Source organism: Rhodococcus sp. GA1 (assembly GCF_024321955.1).
Taxonomy (GTDB): Bacteria; Actinomycetota; Actinomycetes; order Mycobacteriales; family Mycobacteriaceae; genus Rhodococcus; species Rhodococcus pyridinivorans.
In genome coordinates this window covers 3012715-3027743 of the sequence record NZ_CP097186.1, presented here as the reverse complement: position 1 = coordinate 3027743, position 15029 = coordinate 3012715, and the positions used below count along the sequence as shown (strand labels likewise).

The window sequence follows — 15029 nt, the reverse complement described above, 5'->3', positions numbered from 1 at the left end:
GCAGACGACGGCACCCCCGGGCCGTGATGGCCCGGGGGTGCCGTGGAGATTCGACGAGAAGGTCAGCGTCGGGCGAGGATCGCTCCCAGGGCGACGCCCGCCAGCGCGATACCGGCGCCCACTCCCGCGGACAGCAGAACGGTTGCTACCGAAGGTGTTCCGGCCGGTACCGGTGCAGCGGACGCAGCGGCCACGGGCAGCGCGGTGGTCTTCACACCCGCACCCTCGGCGACCTCGGCCACCTCGGCTCCGTTCACGCCCGCGACAACTTCGGCTTCGGCCGCACTCGGCGCCGCCGGCAGACCGTCGGCGATCACACCGTCGATGCCGTTGAAGAACACACCGGCCATCTTCTTGGCGACACCGGTGATCATCCGTTGTCCGACACCACCGACCATGCCGCCGACGACCGCGTCCGCGTCGTAGGTGAGCACGGTGCCGCCGTCGCGTTCTTCGAGACGCACCGTCACATCGGCCTTGACCGTTCCCGGGGCACCGGATCCCGATGCCGTCATAACGAACGATTCGGGGCGATTCTGCTGCGACAGAACCACTTCCCCGTCGTAGGTGCCCTTGATGGAGGCCACTCCGGCGGTGATGGACAGCTTGTAGTGGTTGTCGTTGATCTGCTCGAGCGACTGCACGCCCGGGATCGTCGCCGCGAGAACACGGCCGTCCTGCAGGCTGTCGTACACCACGTCGGGAGGTGCCTGCAGTTGCGCGGTACCGGCGATTCTCATTCGTTCTCCTTGTTTCGGGACGCCGCGTGGGTCAGACGCAGCTCGAACAACTCCGAGGGGGAAATCGGCATGCTGGTGATCGGGATACCCTCCGCGTCCTCGACGGCCGCGGCGATCACCGCCGACGTCGGGATGACACCGGCCTCACCTGCGCCCTTCATCCCGAGGGGATTGAGCGCGGACGGGGTGACGGTGTGGTCCATCTCGAGAGAGCCGGGCATCTCCGTCACGAAGGGCATGAGGAAGTCCATGTACGACGCGTTGAGCATCTGCCCGTGCTCGTCGTAGACGATCTTCTCATAGAGTGCGCCGCCGATGCCCTGCGCAACCGCGCCCTGCACCTGGCCTTCGACGATGCGCGGGTTGATGACGTTGCCGCAGTCGTGCACCACCGCGTACCGGAGCACCCGGATCTCGGCGGTGACGGGATCGGTCTCGACGATCGCCGCGTGGATTCCCGACGCGAACGTCGAGGTGGGCGGCGAGTAGTAGCCGGTCGCCTCCAGGCCGGGCTGCTCACCCTCGAGGACGGGCGGCACCGACATGTCGGTCTCGGCGTTCGTGAATCCCGTTGCGCGACGGGATGCGTCGTCGAAGGCGTAGCGGAGCGGGTTCGACAGTACGGCCACGACACCGAGTGGGATCGAGGTACCCTCCGCGCCGGGTTCGGTGCCCACCACGCACACGTGCCCCTCGCGCAGTTCGAGATCGGCGACGTCGGCGTGGAGGTGGTCCGCGGCGATCTTCTTCGCCTTCTCCGCCACCATCTGCGCGGCGACGTGGAAGGCAGATCCGGACATCACGGCACCGCGCGAGGCGAACGTGCCGACCGCGTACCCGAATCGGCGGGTGTCGCCGGTGACGATCTCGACATCGGAGACCGGCACACCGAGATCATCGGCGACGATCTGCGCGAAGGAGGTCTGGTGTCCCTGGCCCTGGGTGGTCAGGCCCGTGGCGGCCTTGACCTTGCCCGAGGTCTCGATGAGCACGTGGGCGCCCTCGTACGGGCCCGGTCCCGTGCCCTCGACGTACGCTCCAACACCGATTCCGACGCGGCGGCCCTCGGCGCGGGCACGTTCCTTGTACTCGGCGAACTCGTCCCAGCCGATGAGCTTCTTGAGCTTGTCCATTCCGGCCTGGTAGTCGCCGGTGTCGTAGATGAGGGGACGGCCGTCCTGGAAGATCAGGTGGAAGTCGTAGGGCATCTCCTCGGGGCGGATGAAGTTGGTCTCGCGGACCTCGAGGACATCCTTGCCGAGATGCTTGGCGATGGCGTCCATCGCCCGCTCCATTGCGAACGCGCCCTGGGGTCGTCCCGCGCCGCGGTAGGGCGTGACGATGACCGTGTTGGTGTACAGCGAATAGGCGTCCACCCGGAAGGCGCGCGGTTTGTAGGGGCCGAGCACCTGGGTGGAGGTGTTGAGCAGCACGATGATTCCGTACGGCAGGTACGCGCCGTTGTCGTGCCAGATCGAGAAGTCGAAGGCCAGCAGCCTGCCGTCGTCGTCGAACCCGACGGTGACCTCGTGGACCTGCCCGCGCTCGTGGGCGCTCGAGATGAAATGTTCGCGCCGGTCCTCGACCCACTTGACCTCGCTGGAGATCCCGGCCTGCCCCAGCTTGCGGGCGGCCCAGGTGACCATGACCTCCTCGGGCCACGGGTGGACGATCTTCACACCGAAACCACCACCGACGTCGGGGGCGATGCAATGGACCTTGTTGTGCGCCATGCCCAGTCGCGCGGCGATCGCAGCACGGGCGGACGTCGAGGTTTGGGTGGACGTCCAGAAGGTCAGCACCTTCTCGTCGTCGTCCCAGCGGGCGTAGACGCCCTTGCCCTCCATCGGCATCGACGCCGAACGTTCGATCTCGAGGTCGAGGGTCAACGTGTGCGGTGCCGCGGCGAGTTCCGCCTCGATGTCGCCGAACCCGTGCTGGAGGTGCGCCGCGACGTTGTCGGGCACATCCGGATGGACGACGTGCTCGGCGTTGCGTGCGGTGTCGACACCGACCACGGCCGGAAGGGCCTCGTAGGTGATGTCGATCAGCGCGCAGGCGTCCTCGGCGATGTACCGGTTGTCGGCCACGACCATCACGATCGCCTCACCGACATGGTTCACCTCGTCCTTGGCGAGCGGATATCCGTTGCGCGGAGCGGTGATCGCGGGGTGCGGGATGAGCAGTGGGAGATTCTCGGCCATCTCGGGCGAGTCGGCCTCGAGATCGTCGTAGGTGTAGATGGCGTGCACGCCCGGCAGTTCGAGAGCCGCATCGACGGCGATGTCGAGGATGCGGGCGTGCGCGTGCGGCGACCGGACGAAGGCCGCGGCGAGCGCGCCGTGCCCGAGATCGTCGAGATAGCGGCCATTACCGCTGACGAGCCGGTTGTCCTCGACACGCGGGATGGGCTTGCCGAACGACTTGCCCGACTCGGTGGCACCACCGATGTCGGCGGGGGCGAGGTCGGTTGCCGTGCTCGTCGAGACCGAGGTGGAGACGGGCGAATCGGAGACGCTGGTCATGCTCGTCCTGCCTTTCCTCCGACCGGAGCGGTGGCGCCGCGGACCTTGGCGTCGAGCGAGGCGCGTGCCGCCTCGCTGTCGGGGCCGAGCGGTGAGCCTCCGGACCGTTCGCGCTTGATCTCGGCGGCGCGCAGCACGGCCGCCCGGATGTTCTGGTAGCCCGTGCACCGGCAGAGGTTGCCGGCGATCGCATCGGTCGCCTCCTCGTGGGTGGGCGACGGGTTCTCCTCGAGGAAGGCGGCGATCGTGGTGACGAATCCCGGTGTGCAGAAACCGCATTGCAGACCGTGGCAGTCGACGAACGCCTCCTGCACGGGATGCAGGGTGCCGTCCGGTTCGACGAGCCCTTCGACCGTCGTCACCGAGCGGCCCTCGAGGCTCGCAGCGAGCACGAGGCACGACCGCACCGGCTTGCCGTCGAGCAGCACCGTGCACGCGCCGCACACACCGTGCTCGCATCCCACATGGGTCCCGGTCTGGCGGAGGTGATGACGGATCGCGTCCGATGCCAGCGTGCGCGAGGGCAGCACCACGGTCTGCGTCACGCCGTTGAGGGTGAAGGTCACGGCGACGTGGTGCTCGCCGGTCTCCGCCTGCAGCTCGTCGACCTGTTCGGCGACGGTCCGCCGCGAGGCATCGCGACCACCCTTGTGGATCGAGCTCGTCATCGACTTCCTCCCGTGTGCATCGGTACCCGTGTGTCGTCGCGGATCGCGTCCTGCGCGGCCGCGAAGCCGACACGGCCGGTCAGTGCCGCCACCAGCTGCGACCGGTAGCGGTCGGTGGCGTGGATGTCCGCCTCCGTCTCGACGGTCTCGCGTGCCTTCTCCGCGACCTGCTGCCAGAGCGGGTCGCGCTCGTCGTGCGCCGAGGCTCCGCGCAGGATGTCGGTGTAGTCGACGACCTGCCCGAGTTCTCCCGCGGAGACGTAGGTCATCCGGGCGGACGTCACCGCGCCGTCCTCGACCTCCACCTGCGCGACCACGCCGACGAGTGCGTAGTCGCCGTGGCGTCGTGCGATCTCGTCGATGGCGGTGCCGGTACCCGGCCGCGCAGCCGGCACCGTCACGCTGGTGGCGATCTCGTCGGCCTCGAGGGTCGATTCGAGCGGCCCGGCGAACAGCTCGGCGGCGGGGATCTGCCGGACTCCGCGGACGGAGCGAACGGTGAGCGTTCCCCCGAGCAGCGACAGCACGGCCGGCATCTCCGCGGACGGATCGGCGTGGACGATCGATCCCACGGTCGTTCCGCGATTGCGGATGGTCGGGTGTGCGACCAACCGGAGCGCGCGGCCCAGCAGGGGCTGGACCTGCGCGACCGTCGAATCGGATTCGAGCGCTGTGTGGGTGGTGAGAGCGTCGAAGGTGACGCCGAGTTCCGGTGAAGCGGAGATCGCGTCGAGGCGCGGGATCGAGCCGATGTCGACGAGGTGAGCCGGTGCCGCCAGGCGCATCGACAGCAGTGGAATCAGTGACTGGCCGCCGGCGAGCACTTTGCCCTCGTGCGCGACCCCCGCGAGGATCTCGCAGGCTTCATCGATCGACCGCGGTCGGTGGTAGGTGAGTGGCGACGGTTTCATTGAACAGATCCTGCCCGCATAGTGTGATCGGCGTTTCGTGGAGAAGTGACAAAGCTCACCGGTCGACAATGTCAGATGTAATAGAGGTCACGCGAACTCCTTCAGCCTCCCGGCGCCGCTCTCCCCGTCGGGATCGGGCTCCGTCCGGACCGGTTCTCCCTGATCGGAGGGGGTATCGGGATCCTCGGGGGCGATGTCCTTGGGGGCGATGACCCGGCACAGGTGGTAGAGACCGATAACGACGATGGTGCCCAGCGCGATGCCGCTCAGCGAGAACGTGTCGGTGAACTCGAGGCTGGTGTCGCCGATGGCGATGATCAGGCCGGCCGCGACGGGCATGAGGTTGCGCGGGTCGCCGAAGTCGACGCCGTTCTCCTTCCAGATCTTGGCGCCGAGCAGGCCGATGATGCCGTAGAGGACCACGGTGATGCCGCCGAGCACGCCGCCGGGGGTCGCGGAGATGACCGCGCCGAACTTCGGGGAGAAGCCGAGGAGCATCGCGATGACACCGGCCGCGGCGTAGGCGGCCGTCGAGTACACGCGGGTCGCGGCCATGACGCCGATGTTCTCCGCGTAGGTCGTCGTCGGGGAACCGCCGACACCGGTGGCGAGGGCCGTGGCGAGACCGTCACCGGCCAGCGCGCGTCCCATCATGGGGTCGAGATCGGTCTTGGTGATCTCGGCGACCGCTTTGACGTGTCCGGCGTTCTCCGCGATCAGGGCGATGACGCCGGGCAGCACGAGCACGATGAAGGTGAGGCTGAACGACGGGGCATGGATGCCGACGACACCGGCGGCTTCGTCCGTGAACGGCGGCAGACCGAACCACGGCGCGGACGCGACGCCGTCCCAGTTCACGCGGAAGTGTTCGGTGACGGCGTCGGCACCGGCGTCGTAGGAGGTGATCGGTCCGCTGATCCGGTCGAGGATCCACGACAGTGCGTAGCCGAACAGCAATGCCAGGAAGATGGCGACGCGGCCGAGGAAGCCGCGCAGCACGACACTGCCCACGATCAGCGCGATCATCACCGTCAGCGCGACCCACTGATCCTGCGGCCAGTAGGTACCGGCCACCACCGGCGCCAGGTTGAAGCCGATGAGCATGACCACCGCGCCGGTGACGACCGGCGGCAGGATCTTGAAGACCAGCGAGCCGCCGAGGAAGTGGATCACCACACCGATCGCGGCGAGCACGAGCCCGGAGACCATGATCGCACCGGTGACCTCCGACGGCGACCCGCCCTGGGCGTAGATCGCGGCGATGCCGCCGACGAAGGCCGCGGAGGTACCGAGATAGCTGGGGATCCGGCCCTTGACGACAGCGAGGAAGAACAGGGTGCAGAAGCCCGAAAGCATGACTGCGAGTTGCGGGTTGAGTCCCATGATGATGGGGAAGACGAAGGTGGCGCCGAACATCGACACCACGTGCTGGCCGCCCAGGCCGATGGTGCGGCCCCAACTCAGGCGCTCCATCGGCGCCACGACCTGTCCCGGTTCTATGTTCTTGCCGTCTCCGTGCACTGTCCAGATGGGCATATCGGACCTTTCAGCAGAGTGTGGGTGCCGATAGCGTTCACGTGGATCGTTACGCCTGTGTTACCGATCACACGTGTACTTCGGTAGCCGCAAACGCTAACGGAGCAGCTCCGGCCCGGCGTGGGAGGAATCTGCCAGGAGCGACCTTCCGAAATTGGCAAGATCGGTGGTTGATCGTCAGGAATCGATCCCGCGCATCGCGATGATCTTGAGGGCGAGCGAAAGGTCCAGCCGCAGTTCGGGCTGCTCGGTGAAGGGACCGAGGATCTTTTCGAGTTTCGCCACACGATAGCGCAGAGTGTTGTAATGAAAATGTAACTGGCGCGCGGCTTCTGCGATGTTGATGTTGGTGGCGAGGAGCACCTCGAGGGTACGGCACATGTCCTGCGCCTCGGCCGTGCCGTCGGTCAGTTCCTTGAGCGTCTCGCGCGCGAACGACTCGAGTTCCTCGGTGTCCTCGACGAGGCTCAGCAACCGGTACACACCCAGATCGTCGAAATGGGTCACCGCCCACGGCCCGGAGATCTTGCGCCCCACTTCGAGTGCCGTGCGCGCCTGGGCGTAGAGCACCGGCAGGTCGTCGGTGGACGACGACGCACGCGAGACCCCCACACCGAACGGGCGACGTCCTCCCCCACCGGCTCCGCGCACCTGGGCGACGAGTTCGTGCACGAGGGTCATCGTGTCGCTGCCCTCACCCATGAGCACGACGGTCTCGGTCGCCAGGGCCGTGACGGACGCTCCGGAATCGCGGCCGGCGAGCGCACCCGCGAACGCGCGGGCCTGCCGTTCCACGACGGGCAGTCGCGCCGGTGCCGCCGAGGAATTGTCGTCCACGCGATCGGGTTCGACGGCGACCACCACCACCGGGCGGTCGAGATTCCAGCCGAACATCTGGGCGTGCACGATCACCTGTTCGGGTTCACCGGCGCGGCCGCGCAACAGGTCCCGGACGAAGTTGGCCCGGTGCTTCTCCTCGACCGCCGACACTGCGAGTTCACGACTGACGACGAGCGCACACACCGTCGCCGCCTGCTCCACGAGATACAGATCCGGCGCGGAGAGATCGCGTGCGGGACAGAAGAACACGAGCCGGCCGTGGTCTATGCCATTGGCGGAGATCGCGGCGATCGCCACGTACTCGTTGCCGAATCGGTGCAGACCGAGCCCGCCCTCGATCGAATCGGTCCGCACCCGGCCAGTCGCGTCGACAGCCGCCGTCGAGGACAGCCAGGCGAAATCGGACTCTTTTCCGGCCCTGTAGGTCTGGCGTCCGTCGGGCGTGGTGATCAGAACCGCCCCGCCGAGCCGGCGCGAGATGCCTTCGGCGAGCGCCCTGTGCCCACCACCCGCCATGACGATCTCGAGCAGCCCGCGACGGAGGTGATCCGCCTCGAAGACCGCTTCCACCTGAGCGACAGCCATGTCGCGGAGATCCCGCGCGAGACGGTGATCCGCGACGACCTCCTCCGGCGTCGTCAGCACAGGGAGGGGAACGTCGTCCGTGAGACCCTGCGGCAGCGGGTGTCCGGTGTCGAGTCGGACCACCAGAGCCGAGACCTCGCTCCGGTCCAGCCGCGCCAGGAAGTCGGCGATCGGCACGGCGAGTCGCGCGAGCACGGTGGTGGAGGTGACGAGCAGCAGTCCCGGACGCAACCAGGGACCGATCTCGGGGAGCATCATCACCGCGACCCCGGTGACGGCTCGCGCCGTGGAGACGTCACCGGCGATCACCGTCGGTGCGACGAGGAAGCCCGAGGAGACGACGTCCGTGAGCGGGCAGGGTTCGAATGCGACCGCTGCGCTGTCCTCCGGATCGGCTGCGCTGCGATCCGGTTCGGCTGCGCTGGGCCCCGGTTTCTCAGCCTTGCGCACCGTCACAGCAATACCCGTCCACCTGCCAGTCGTTCACCCCTGCGTGGGAGACACGTGACATTAGAGGGCTGTGGCAACACCGTCAATCGCAGGCGGACAAGCTGCAGGTCGGGCAGCACGTCCCGCCGGGACCCGGTGGATGGGTCCGCGCAGTGTCGCGAGGCTGCGTCCGGTGGCACCGCGCGTGCTCACGAGGACCTCGGCGAAGATCGACACGGCCGTTTCCTCCGGGGTGCGCGCCCCGAGGTCGAGTCCGATCGGCGAGTGCAGCCGTCCCAGTTCGTCGGCGGACAGACCGGCCTCGCGCAACAGGGCGACCCGGCGCTCGTGCGTGGAGCGGCTGCCCATCGCCCCGATGTATCCGGCCTCGCAGCGGAGGGCCCGTTCGAGCAGTGGGATGTCGAACTTCTCGTCGTGGGTGAGCACCGCGACAACCGTGGTGGGGTCGATCGGCGCCGACTCGAGGAAGACGTGCGGCCACGCCACCACGACCTCGTCGGCGTCGGGGAATCGGGCGGGCGTCGCGAAGACGGGCCGGGCGTCGATCACCGTCACGCGGTAACCGGCAAACTTCCCCAGCGTGCACAGGGCGGACGCGAAGTCGATGGCACCGAAGACGTACATCCTCGGTCGCGGCGCGAAGATCGCCACGATCTGCGCACGCCCCTCGTCGACATAGACCTCCGAATCGCCGTAGGACAGGCGCAGGCGCACCTCGTCCCCGACGTCGGTGCCGTCGTCCCCGTCGAGGGTGACCACACGATGGTCGGCGGACTCCCGATCGGTAACGACGGCGACCGGCTCTCCAGCCCCGATCCGCCGTGCCACCTCGGGGAACTCGGGATAGGTCGCGGCATCGACCCGCTGCACGAACACCTCGATGGTGCCGCCGCAGGTCAGACCCACTCCGAAGGCGTCGTCGTCAGTGACGCGGAAGACCTCGGTCCGTGCACGCCCGTCGGCGAGCACGTCACCCGCGATGTCGTACAGCGCGCCTTCGATGCACCCTCCCGAGACACTGCCCACCACCTCGCCCGACCGCGAGACGGCCATCGCGGCGCCGGGTTCGCGCGGCGACGACTTCCAGGTGCGCACGACGGTTGCGAGCGCGAACGTCTCACCGTCGTCGAACCATCGCGACAGCTCGTCGAGAATGTCCCGCACAGCGGTCTCCTTACCGGTGTGTCACAGACGCGCGGCGACGGCCAGCGCGACGTGGTCGTGGAAGGGGCGCGCGACGACCTGCACGCCGATGGGCATGCCGTCACTCGTCCGCCCGACAGGGACGACGACGGACGGGAGGCCGGTGACGCTGATCGTGCGGCAGCTCGCCAGTGCCTCCTGCCAGGTGAGCAGCCGGTCGCCGACAGCGAAACGATCGTCGCTGAGCGGAGGCGCCCCGATGGACGCGACCGGCAGCACCAGCACGTCGCCCATCTCGTCGAGCAGGCGATGGATCAGCGCGGTGCGCCACGCCCAGAGGCCCTCCACCTCCCGATGTTCGGCGCGACCGGCCGTGGACAGCAGGTCGCGGATGACAGCACCGAAGCGGTCGGTCCTCGCCAGCGCGTCGATGTCGGCGTGGGTCTGGGTGGCCCTCAGCCGCCCGAACAACTCGTTCCCCTCTACCAGGGCCGACCCGCGGTATTCACAGGCACCGAGGCGCCGCGCGCTCTCGCGGACGACGTCCTCGATCTCGTCGTCGACGGGCACGGTGCCCTCCCCGGGCGCCCAGGTGATCGTCAGCGTGTCGACGTCGACGGTCTCCGGGTCGGTCCACGCGACGTGCGGTTCGGAGATCATGCGCAGGGCGAGGACGAGGTCGCCGAGGTTCCGTGTCATGGGCCCGACGGTCTGCAGCGCGCCGTGCACCGTCGTCGGATTGGCACGCACATGATCGCCGACGAGCACCCCCGGGTACTGGCCGTCCGCGGACACCCGGCCGACGGTGGGGCGGATCGAGCACAGGCCGGTGCAGTGCGCGGGCCAGCGCACGGACCCGCCGAAATCGGTGCCCAATCCGAGGACGCTCATGCCCGACGCGATCGACGCGGCTTCGCCCCCGCTGGATCCGCCGGGTGAGCGCGGCGACTCGGGGCTGCCGAGCGGGTTCACGGCCGGTCCGAACATCTCGTTGTCGGTGAGCCCGGAGGTCCCGAATTCGGGCGTGTTGGTCTTGCCGACGAGGATCGCGCCGGCCGCCTTCATCGCGGCGACGGCCGGTGCATCGACGACGGGGACGTTGTCGGCCAGCGCCCTCGAGGCGGCCGTCGTGCGCACGCCTGCGGTGGCGATGAGGTCCTTGACGGTGAACGGCACCCCGGCGAGCGGACCGACCACCTCGCCGCGGTCGAGGCGTCGGTCGAGGGCGTCGGCCTCGGCGAGGGCACTCTCCGCCGCGACGGTGACGATCGCGTTGAGGCGCGTGTTCTGCTCGGCGATCAGGGCGAGATGGTCCTCGACGACCCGACGGGCGGTGACCTCGCGGTTGCGGACCACGGCGGCGATCGACCGCGCGTCGGCGCCGGTCCACGTGCCGGTGCGCTCGGTGTCGAGCGTCGGGGATCGACCGTCTACCGCCACTGGCCCTCCTTGGTCTGCGTTCGACGAGAACGCTATGGCCGGCTCCGGGCCCCTCCTACGTCCACACTCCACAGGAAGCCGGTCGCCGCGGTGTGAAGAGTTGATACTTTCCCGCCGGAACGGGCCTGAGAGGATCGGGGAATGATTCCGTCCTGGGCTCGTCTCGCGTTCGCCGTATTCGCGGTGAGCTGGGGCGCCAATCAGTTCGCTCCGATGCAGCTCGTCTACCGCGACCACCTGGGACTCGGCAGCGACTCGTTCACCGCCATGCTCGGCTCCTACATCGTCGGGTTGATCCCCGCCCTGCTCTACTTCGGGCGCGTGGCCGACCGGATCGGGCGTCGTCCGGTGATCCGGGCGATGATCCCGGTGAGCATCGTGTCGTCGATCGTCCTGCTTCTCGGCGCCGATATCCCGGCGTTGCTGTATCTCGGCCGGGTCCTCGCCGGATTGGCATCCGGGATGGCGTTCGGAGCAGGCACCGCGTGGATGAAGGAACTGAGCGAAGGTCCAGGTGTGGGAGCGCGCCGAGCCGCCGTCTCACTGTCGGCGGGATTCGGCAGCGGCGCCCTGTTCGCCGGCCTCATCGCGCAGTGGCTGCTCGCCCCCGACCGTCTGCCCTATCTCGTGCACATCGCTCTGATGGTGGTCGCGCTGGTACTGGTGTGGACCGTCCCCGACGCCCACCGGCCCCGCACCGTGCAGGGCTCGTGGCGCCTGTCGACGCTGTCGTCCCCGCGCTTCCGCTGGGGTGTCGTGCCGTGGGCCCCGTGGGTCTTCGGATGCGCGACCGTCTCGTTCGCCACGATGCCGCCGATCGTCTCGGACCGCGTGGACAGCGTGGCCGTCGCGTTCACCGGCGTGGTCGCCGCCCTGACCCTGCTCACCGGTGCGTTGATCCAGCCCGTGGCCCGGCGCATCACCCGGCACGGTGAGGACCGTGGCGTCTGGACGGGGGTGGGTCTCGGTGTGCTGGGCTTCGTGACCGCCGGCGTCGCAGTGCTCGTCGACGGCCCGGTATCGGTGCTTGCCGTCCTCGTCACCGCCGTCCTTCTCGGCGGGGGTTACGGCATGCTGCTCGTCTCCGGTCTCGTCACCGTCGAGCACATCGCTCCGCCGGACGAGCTGGCGCAGACCGTCGCCGTCTTCTACTGCCTGATCTATCTGGGTTTCGCGGTGCCCTTCGTCATCTCGCTCGCCGCACCCCACGTCGGGTTCGTCGCATGCTTCGCGGTCGCCGTGGCACTGCTCGTGCTCGCGCTCGTCCCCCGGAAGTTGCTCGCCGATCAGGAAGCGACCCTCGTCGGCTCGCGCTGAGCGAGGCCGACGGGGTCCAGGCCGACGGGGTCCAGGGCGCGCACGTGCCCGAGCAGATCCGACAGCGCACCGGCGACCTCCTGGGGACGGTCGGCGAGCACGCGGTGACCGGCACCGACGAACCGCACGAGGTTCGCGTGCGGCAGCCGCGCCGTCATCATCTCCGACAACGACAAGGGCACGAAGACGTCCTCCGTGCCCGCCGCGACGACCACCGGCACTCTGGCGAGCACATCGAGGGCGGCGGACTCGTCGAGCACCGCGAAGTCGGCCAGCAGTCGCGACCAGGTGACGACGGAGGTCTCGTTCGACAGCGCCGATCCGACCACCCGCAGCCACGATTCCTCCGTGCGCCTGCGTGCGGCAACCGTGCACACCCGGCCCCCGGCGCGTTTCGACAACTCCATGACGCGCGGTGCACGCGACACCGCCCGGTGCACGATGAAGGCGGCCGGATGCCGCAGATAGCGTCCGATACCGCCGTCCGCGAGTCCCGATGCTGCGGTGGCGAACAGGCCGACACCCACGATGCGGTCGCCGACGGCGTCAGGGTGACGACGGACGTAGGACAGTGCGACCATGCCGCCCATCGAATATCCCGCCAGCACCACCGGTCCGTCCGGCGCGAGGGTCCGGAGCACCGCGTCGAGGTCGTCGGCCATCCCGGAGACCGTGCACGCCGTGACGTCGCCGGTCCCGGAACGACCGTGTCCTCGCTGGTCGTAGCGGACGATGCGCAGACCCGGCAGGTCCACCGATTCGCAGACGGCATCCCAGCTCGCGGCGTCCTGGCAGTGGCCGTGCAGGCACACGAGGGTCAGACCCGCATCCCGCGATCCGGTCACCGTGGTGGCCAACGGCACTCCGTCGTCGGCAACCACGGTCACACGAGCGATCGTGTTCGGGTCCGTACTCGACGTCGGCTCGGCCATCTCGCCTCCTGCACAGCGCATCTGCAGGAGTTGTCGCGTCGCCCTCGGGTGCCGTTAACCGCCGACATCGAATCGTGACGTCCGGTCGTCAGCGCGGGGCGAGCGCCCGGATCATCGGTGCGGGATCGCCCGAGGGCACCAGGGCGATGGCCGGGGTGGTCACACCTGCCTCGACGTAGCGCTCCACATGCTCGCGGCAGGCCTCGGGTTCGCCGTGGATCACGAGGGCGTCGACCACGTGGTCCGGGATCGCTTCGAGGGCGGCCTTGCGGTCGCCTTCCGCCCACGCCTTCCACATGCCGGCGAAATCGTCCGAACGGCCGAGGAATTCGTGGAAGGCCCGATAGACGGGGACGTTCATGTAGGCGGCGATCATGCGGCGGCCGATGGCGCGGGCGGTCTCGGTGTCGAAGCCGGGGAGCACGAAGATCCGCGCGACGATCTCCTTGTTCTCGCCGCCCTCGTGGACGTAGGGCGCCACGGTGCGGACGTCGTCGGCGGACAGCCAGTTGATGATGGCGCCGTCGGCCTCACGCCCGGCCAGACGCAGCATGCCCGGGCGCAGTGCCGCCAGCAGCACCGGCGGCGCCGGGTCGGGTACGACGCCGGCCCGGAAGCCGTCGACGGCGAAGGTGTCGTACTTCTCGGAGACCTTCTCCCCCGCCAGCGCCGCACGCAGGAACCGCAGGGTGTCACGGGCACGCTTGAACGGTTCCTCGAAGGGGATGCCGTTCCACTTCTCCACGATGACGTCGGAGGAGGTGCCCACCCCGAGCACGAAGCGGCCGGGTGCGGCGGCGGCGAGGCTCGCGGCCGACATGGCCAGCGTCGCGGGGCCGCGAGTGTAGACGGGGACGATCGCGGTACCCAGGCGCAGGCCGGGAGCCCACACGCTCGCGAGGGTCAGCGGGGTGAACGCATCGGCAGCGCCGGCCTCGGACGACCACACGTCCGTGTACCCGAGATCGGGGAGCTCTTCGATGATGCGTCGCTGGTCGGGCAGGGGGATGCCGTCGAGCGGGACGGTCAGGCCCCATCGTCGTGTCGTGTTCTCCGTCATGACCGTCACCCTAGCCACACTGTGGTTCAGGTCATATCCGGGCGTGTCCCGCCCCGGGCGATCGAGCCCGCCCCGCGCCCACTCCGGTCCTCGGTGTCCGGTCAGCTGTGTCCAGACTCTGTCCGAAGGTGCGCAAAGGAAGTCACGACGACCGCATCAGCCGATCGGTGCATTGAGGCTAAATCCTGTTGACGGCGCTCGGAAGTCGGACAGTTCCGACCACGCTGATGCCGTCCCGACGGAGGTCCGCGATCTGGATCCGCTAGTCTTCGGGCAGACAGAGGGAACTGATCTCGCGGACGACGAGGCGGTCGAGTGGGGCGACGGTCGTGATCGATCTGCCGTCCCACTCGAGGATTTAGCCGTCGGCCCAACTCCCCGGCGGCAGGTCGGGCTCCAACCTGTCGAGCGACGGTGTGTACGCCCTATCGGCGGGCAAACAGCTCGAGGAATCGTCGGGGTTTGGCAGACAGTGGGCGCCGCCCCGCGCCCTATTGACATATCGAGTCGACGGCACAGCCTCCAGATGTGCAGGTGCGTGTCGCACACGATGGAGTGCGACCACCTCGGGGCCAGCTGCTCACTTTTCGACCGGACCCAACAACGAAGCTCAGGGATGCTCCCCGAATCATCCCTGACACGTCTCATTTCCGGTGCAGCCGAAAATGTCCCGACGATTCACCCTTTCCGTTCGGCTATCCCGAACAGTGCGACGCACAGCCGACGATTCCGACCATCCTCGTGACATCAGACACAAACCGACGCGGTTCGGTGAAGTTGGGAAGCCGGATCCTGCGGGCTCATGCCCGACGCTATTCGTGTGCGCGCCGCCACCCGCCGGCCGCCACACCACCTCTCACTCCGCCGCAGGTGACGAAGGAG

Annotated in this window: 11 protein-coding genes; 1 reads left to right on the top strand and 10 read right to left on the bottom strand. The window is 68.6% G+C overall.

Translation table 11 applies throughout. From position 1 onward, the window contains the following. Positions 1–62: 62 nt before the first annotated feature. The 8 genes from M3330_RS14370 to M3330_RS14335 form a co-directional block, all read right to left on the bottom strand. Positions 63–740, bottom strand: a complete 678-nt coding sequence (locus M3330_RS14370; RefSeq protein ID WP_006551024.1) for a carbon monoxide dehydrogenase subunit G — start codon at positions 738–740, stop codon at positions 63–65. Next, positions 737–3265: an aerobic carbon-monoxide dehydrogenase large subunit gene (gene cutA, locus M3330_RS14365; protein WP_255025122.1), complete on the bottom strand. Its 2529-nt coding sequence runs from the start codon at positions 3263–3265 to the stop codon at positions 737–739. Before cutA ends, M3330_RS14370 begins: the two co-directional genes overlap by 4 nt. Further along, the gene (locus M3330_RS14360; RefSeq protein WP_006551027.1) at positions 3262–3933 is read right to left on the bottom strand and encodes a (2Fe-2S)-binding protein; all 672 of its coding nucleotides are present in this window, start codon (positions 3931–3933) and stop codon (positions 3262–3264) included. Before M3330_RS14360 ends, cutA begins: the two co-directional genes overlap by 4 nt. Then, positions 3930–4844: a xanthine dehydrogenase family protein subunit M gene (locus M3330_RS14355; protein WP_019290758.1), complete on the bottom strand. Its 915-nt coding sequence runs from the start codon at positions 4842–4844 to the stop codon at positions 3930–3932. The genes M3330_RS14360 and M3330_RS14355 overlap by 4 nt, the downstream gene beginning before the upstream one ends. Before the next feature lie 87 nt (positions 4845–4931). Continuing rightward, positions 4932–6380, bottom strand: coding sequence for a uracil-xanthine permease family protein (locus tag M3330_RS14350; protein ID WP_006551031.1), 1449 nt, complete (start codon positions 6378–6380; stop codon positions 4932–4934). 177 nt (positions 6381–6557) lie between these two features. Next, positions 6558–8261 (bottom strand): PucR family transcriptional regulator, encoded by a 1704-nt coding sequence (locus M3330_RS14345; RefSeq protein WP_255025121.1) that lies wholly within the window; start codon positions 8259–8261, stop codon positions 6558–6560. A gap of 54 nt (positions 8262–8315) precedes the next feature. Further along, the gene (locus M3330_RS14340) at positions 8316–9419 is read right to left on the bottom strand and encodes an XdhC family protein (RefSeq protein WP_006551033.1); all 1104 of its coding nucleotides are present in this window, start codon (positions 9417–9419) and stop codon (positions 8316–8318) included. Between the two features lie 21 nt (positions 9420–9440). Further along, on the bottom strand, positions 9441–10838 hold the full coding sequence (locus tag M3330_RS14335) for an amidase (RefSeq protein ID WP_255025120.1): 1398 nt from the start codon (positions 10836–10838) through the stop codon (positions 9441–9443). A 141-nt stretch (positions 10839–10979) separates the two neighbouring features. On the opposite strand from M3330_RS14335, the gene M3330_RS14330 reads away from it, so the two are divergent. Beyond that, complete coding sequence (locus M3330_RS14330; protein WP_255025118.1) at positions 10980–12155, top strand: MFS transporter; 1176 nt, start codon at positions 10980–10982, stop codon at positions 12153–12155. Here M3330_RS14330 and M3330_RS14325 read toward each other — a convergent pair. Then, positions 12125–13042 carry an alpha/beta fold hydrolase gene (locus M3330_RS14325; RefSeq protein WP_052040164.1) on the bottom strand — a complete coding sequence of 306 codons (918 nt, stop codon included), beginning with the start codon at positions 13040–13042 and terminating at the stop codon, positions 12125–12127. The genes M3330_RS14330 and M3330_RS14325 overlap by 31 nt on opposite strands. A gap of 133 nt (positions 13043–13175) precedes the next feature. Next, positions 13176–14147, bottom strand: a complete 972-nt coding sequence (locus tag M3330_RS14320) for an LLM class F420-dependent oxidoreductase (protein WP_019290753.1) — start codon at positions 14145–14147, stop codon at positions 13176–13178. Positions 14148–15029: the final 882 nt, after the last annotated feature.

Excerpts from the sequence above, each read along its gene's own strand:
- M3330_RS14370 (WP_006551024.1), bottom strand. The coding sequence starts at position 740 with ATGAGAATCGCCGGTACCGCGCAACTGCAGGCACCTCCCGACGTGGTG.
- cutA (WP_255025122.1), bottom strand. The coding sequence starts at position 3,265 with ATGACCAGCGTCTCCGATTCGCCCGTCTCCACCTCGGTCTCGACGAGC.
- M3330_RS14330 (WP_255025118.1), top strand. The coding sequence starts at position 10,980 with ATGATTCCGTCCTGGGCTCGTCTCGCGTTCGCCGTATTCGCGGTGAGC.
- M3330_RS14355 (WP_019290758.1), bottom strand. The coding sequence starts at position 4,844 with ATGAAACCGTCGCCACTCACCTACCACCGACCGCGGTCGATCGATGAA.
- M3330_RS14350 (WP_006551031.1), bottom strand. The coding sequence starts at position 6,380 with ATGCCCATCTGGACAGTGCACGGAGACGGCAAGAACATAGAACCGGGA.
- M3330_RS14320 (WP_019290753.1), bottom strand. The coding sequence starts at position 14,147 with ATGACGGAGAACACGACACGACGATGGGGCCTGACCGTCCCGCTCGAC.
- M3330_RS14360 (WP_006551027.1), bottom strand. The coding sequence starts at position 3,933 with ATGACGAGCTCGATCCACAAGGGTGGTCGCGATGCCTCGCGGCGGACC.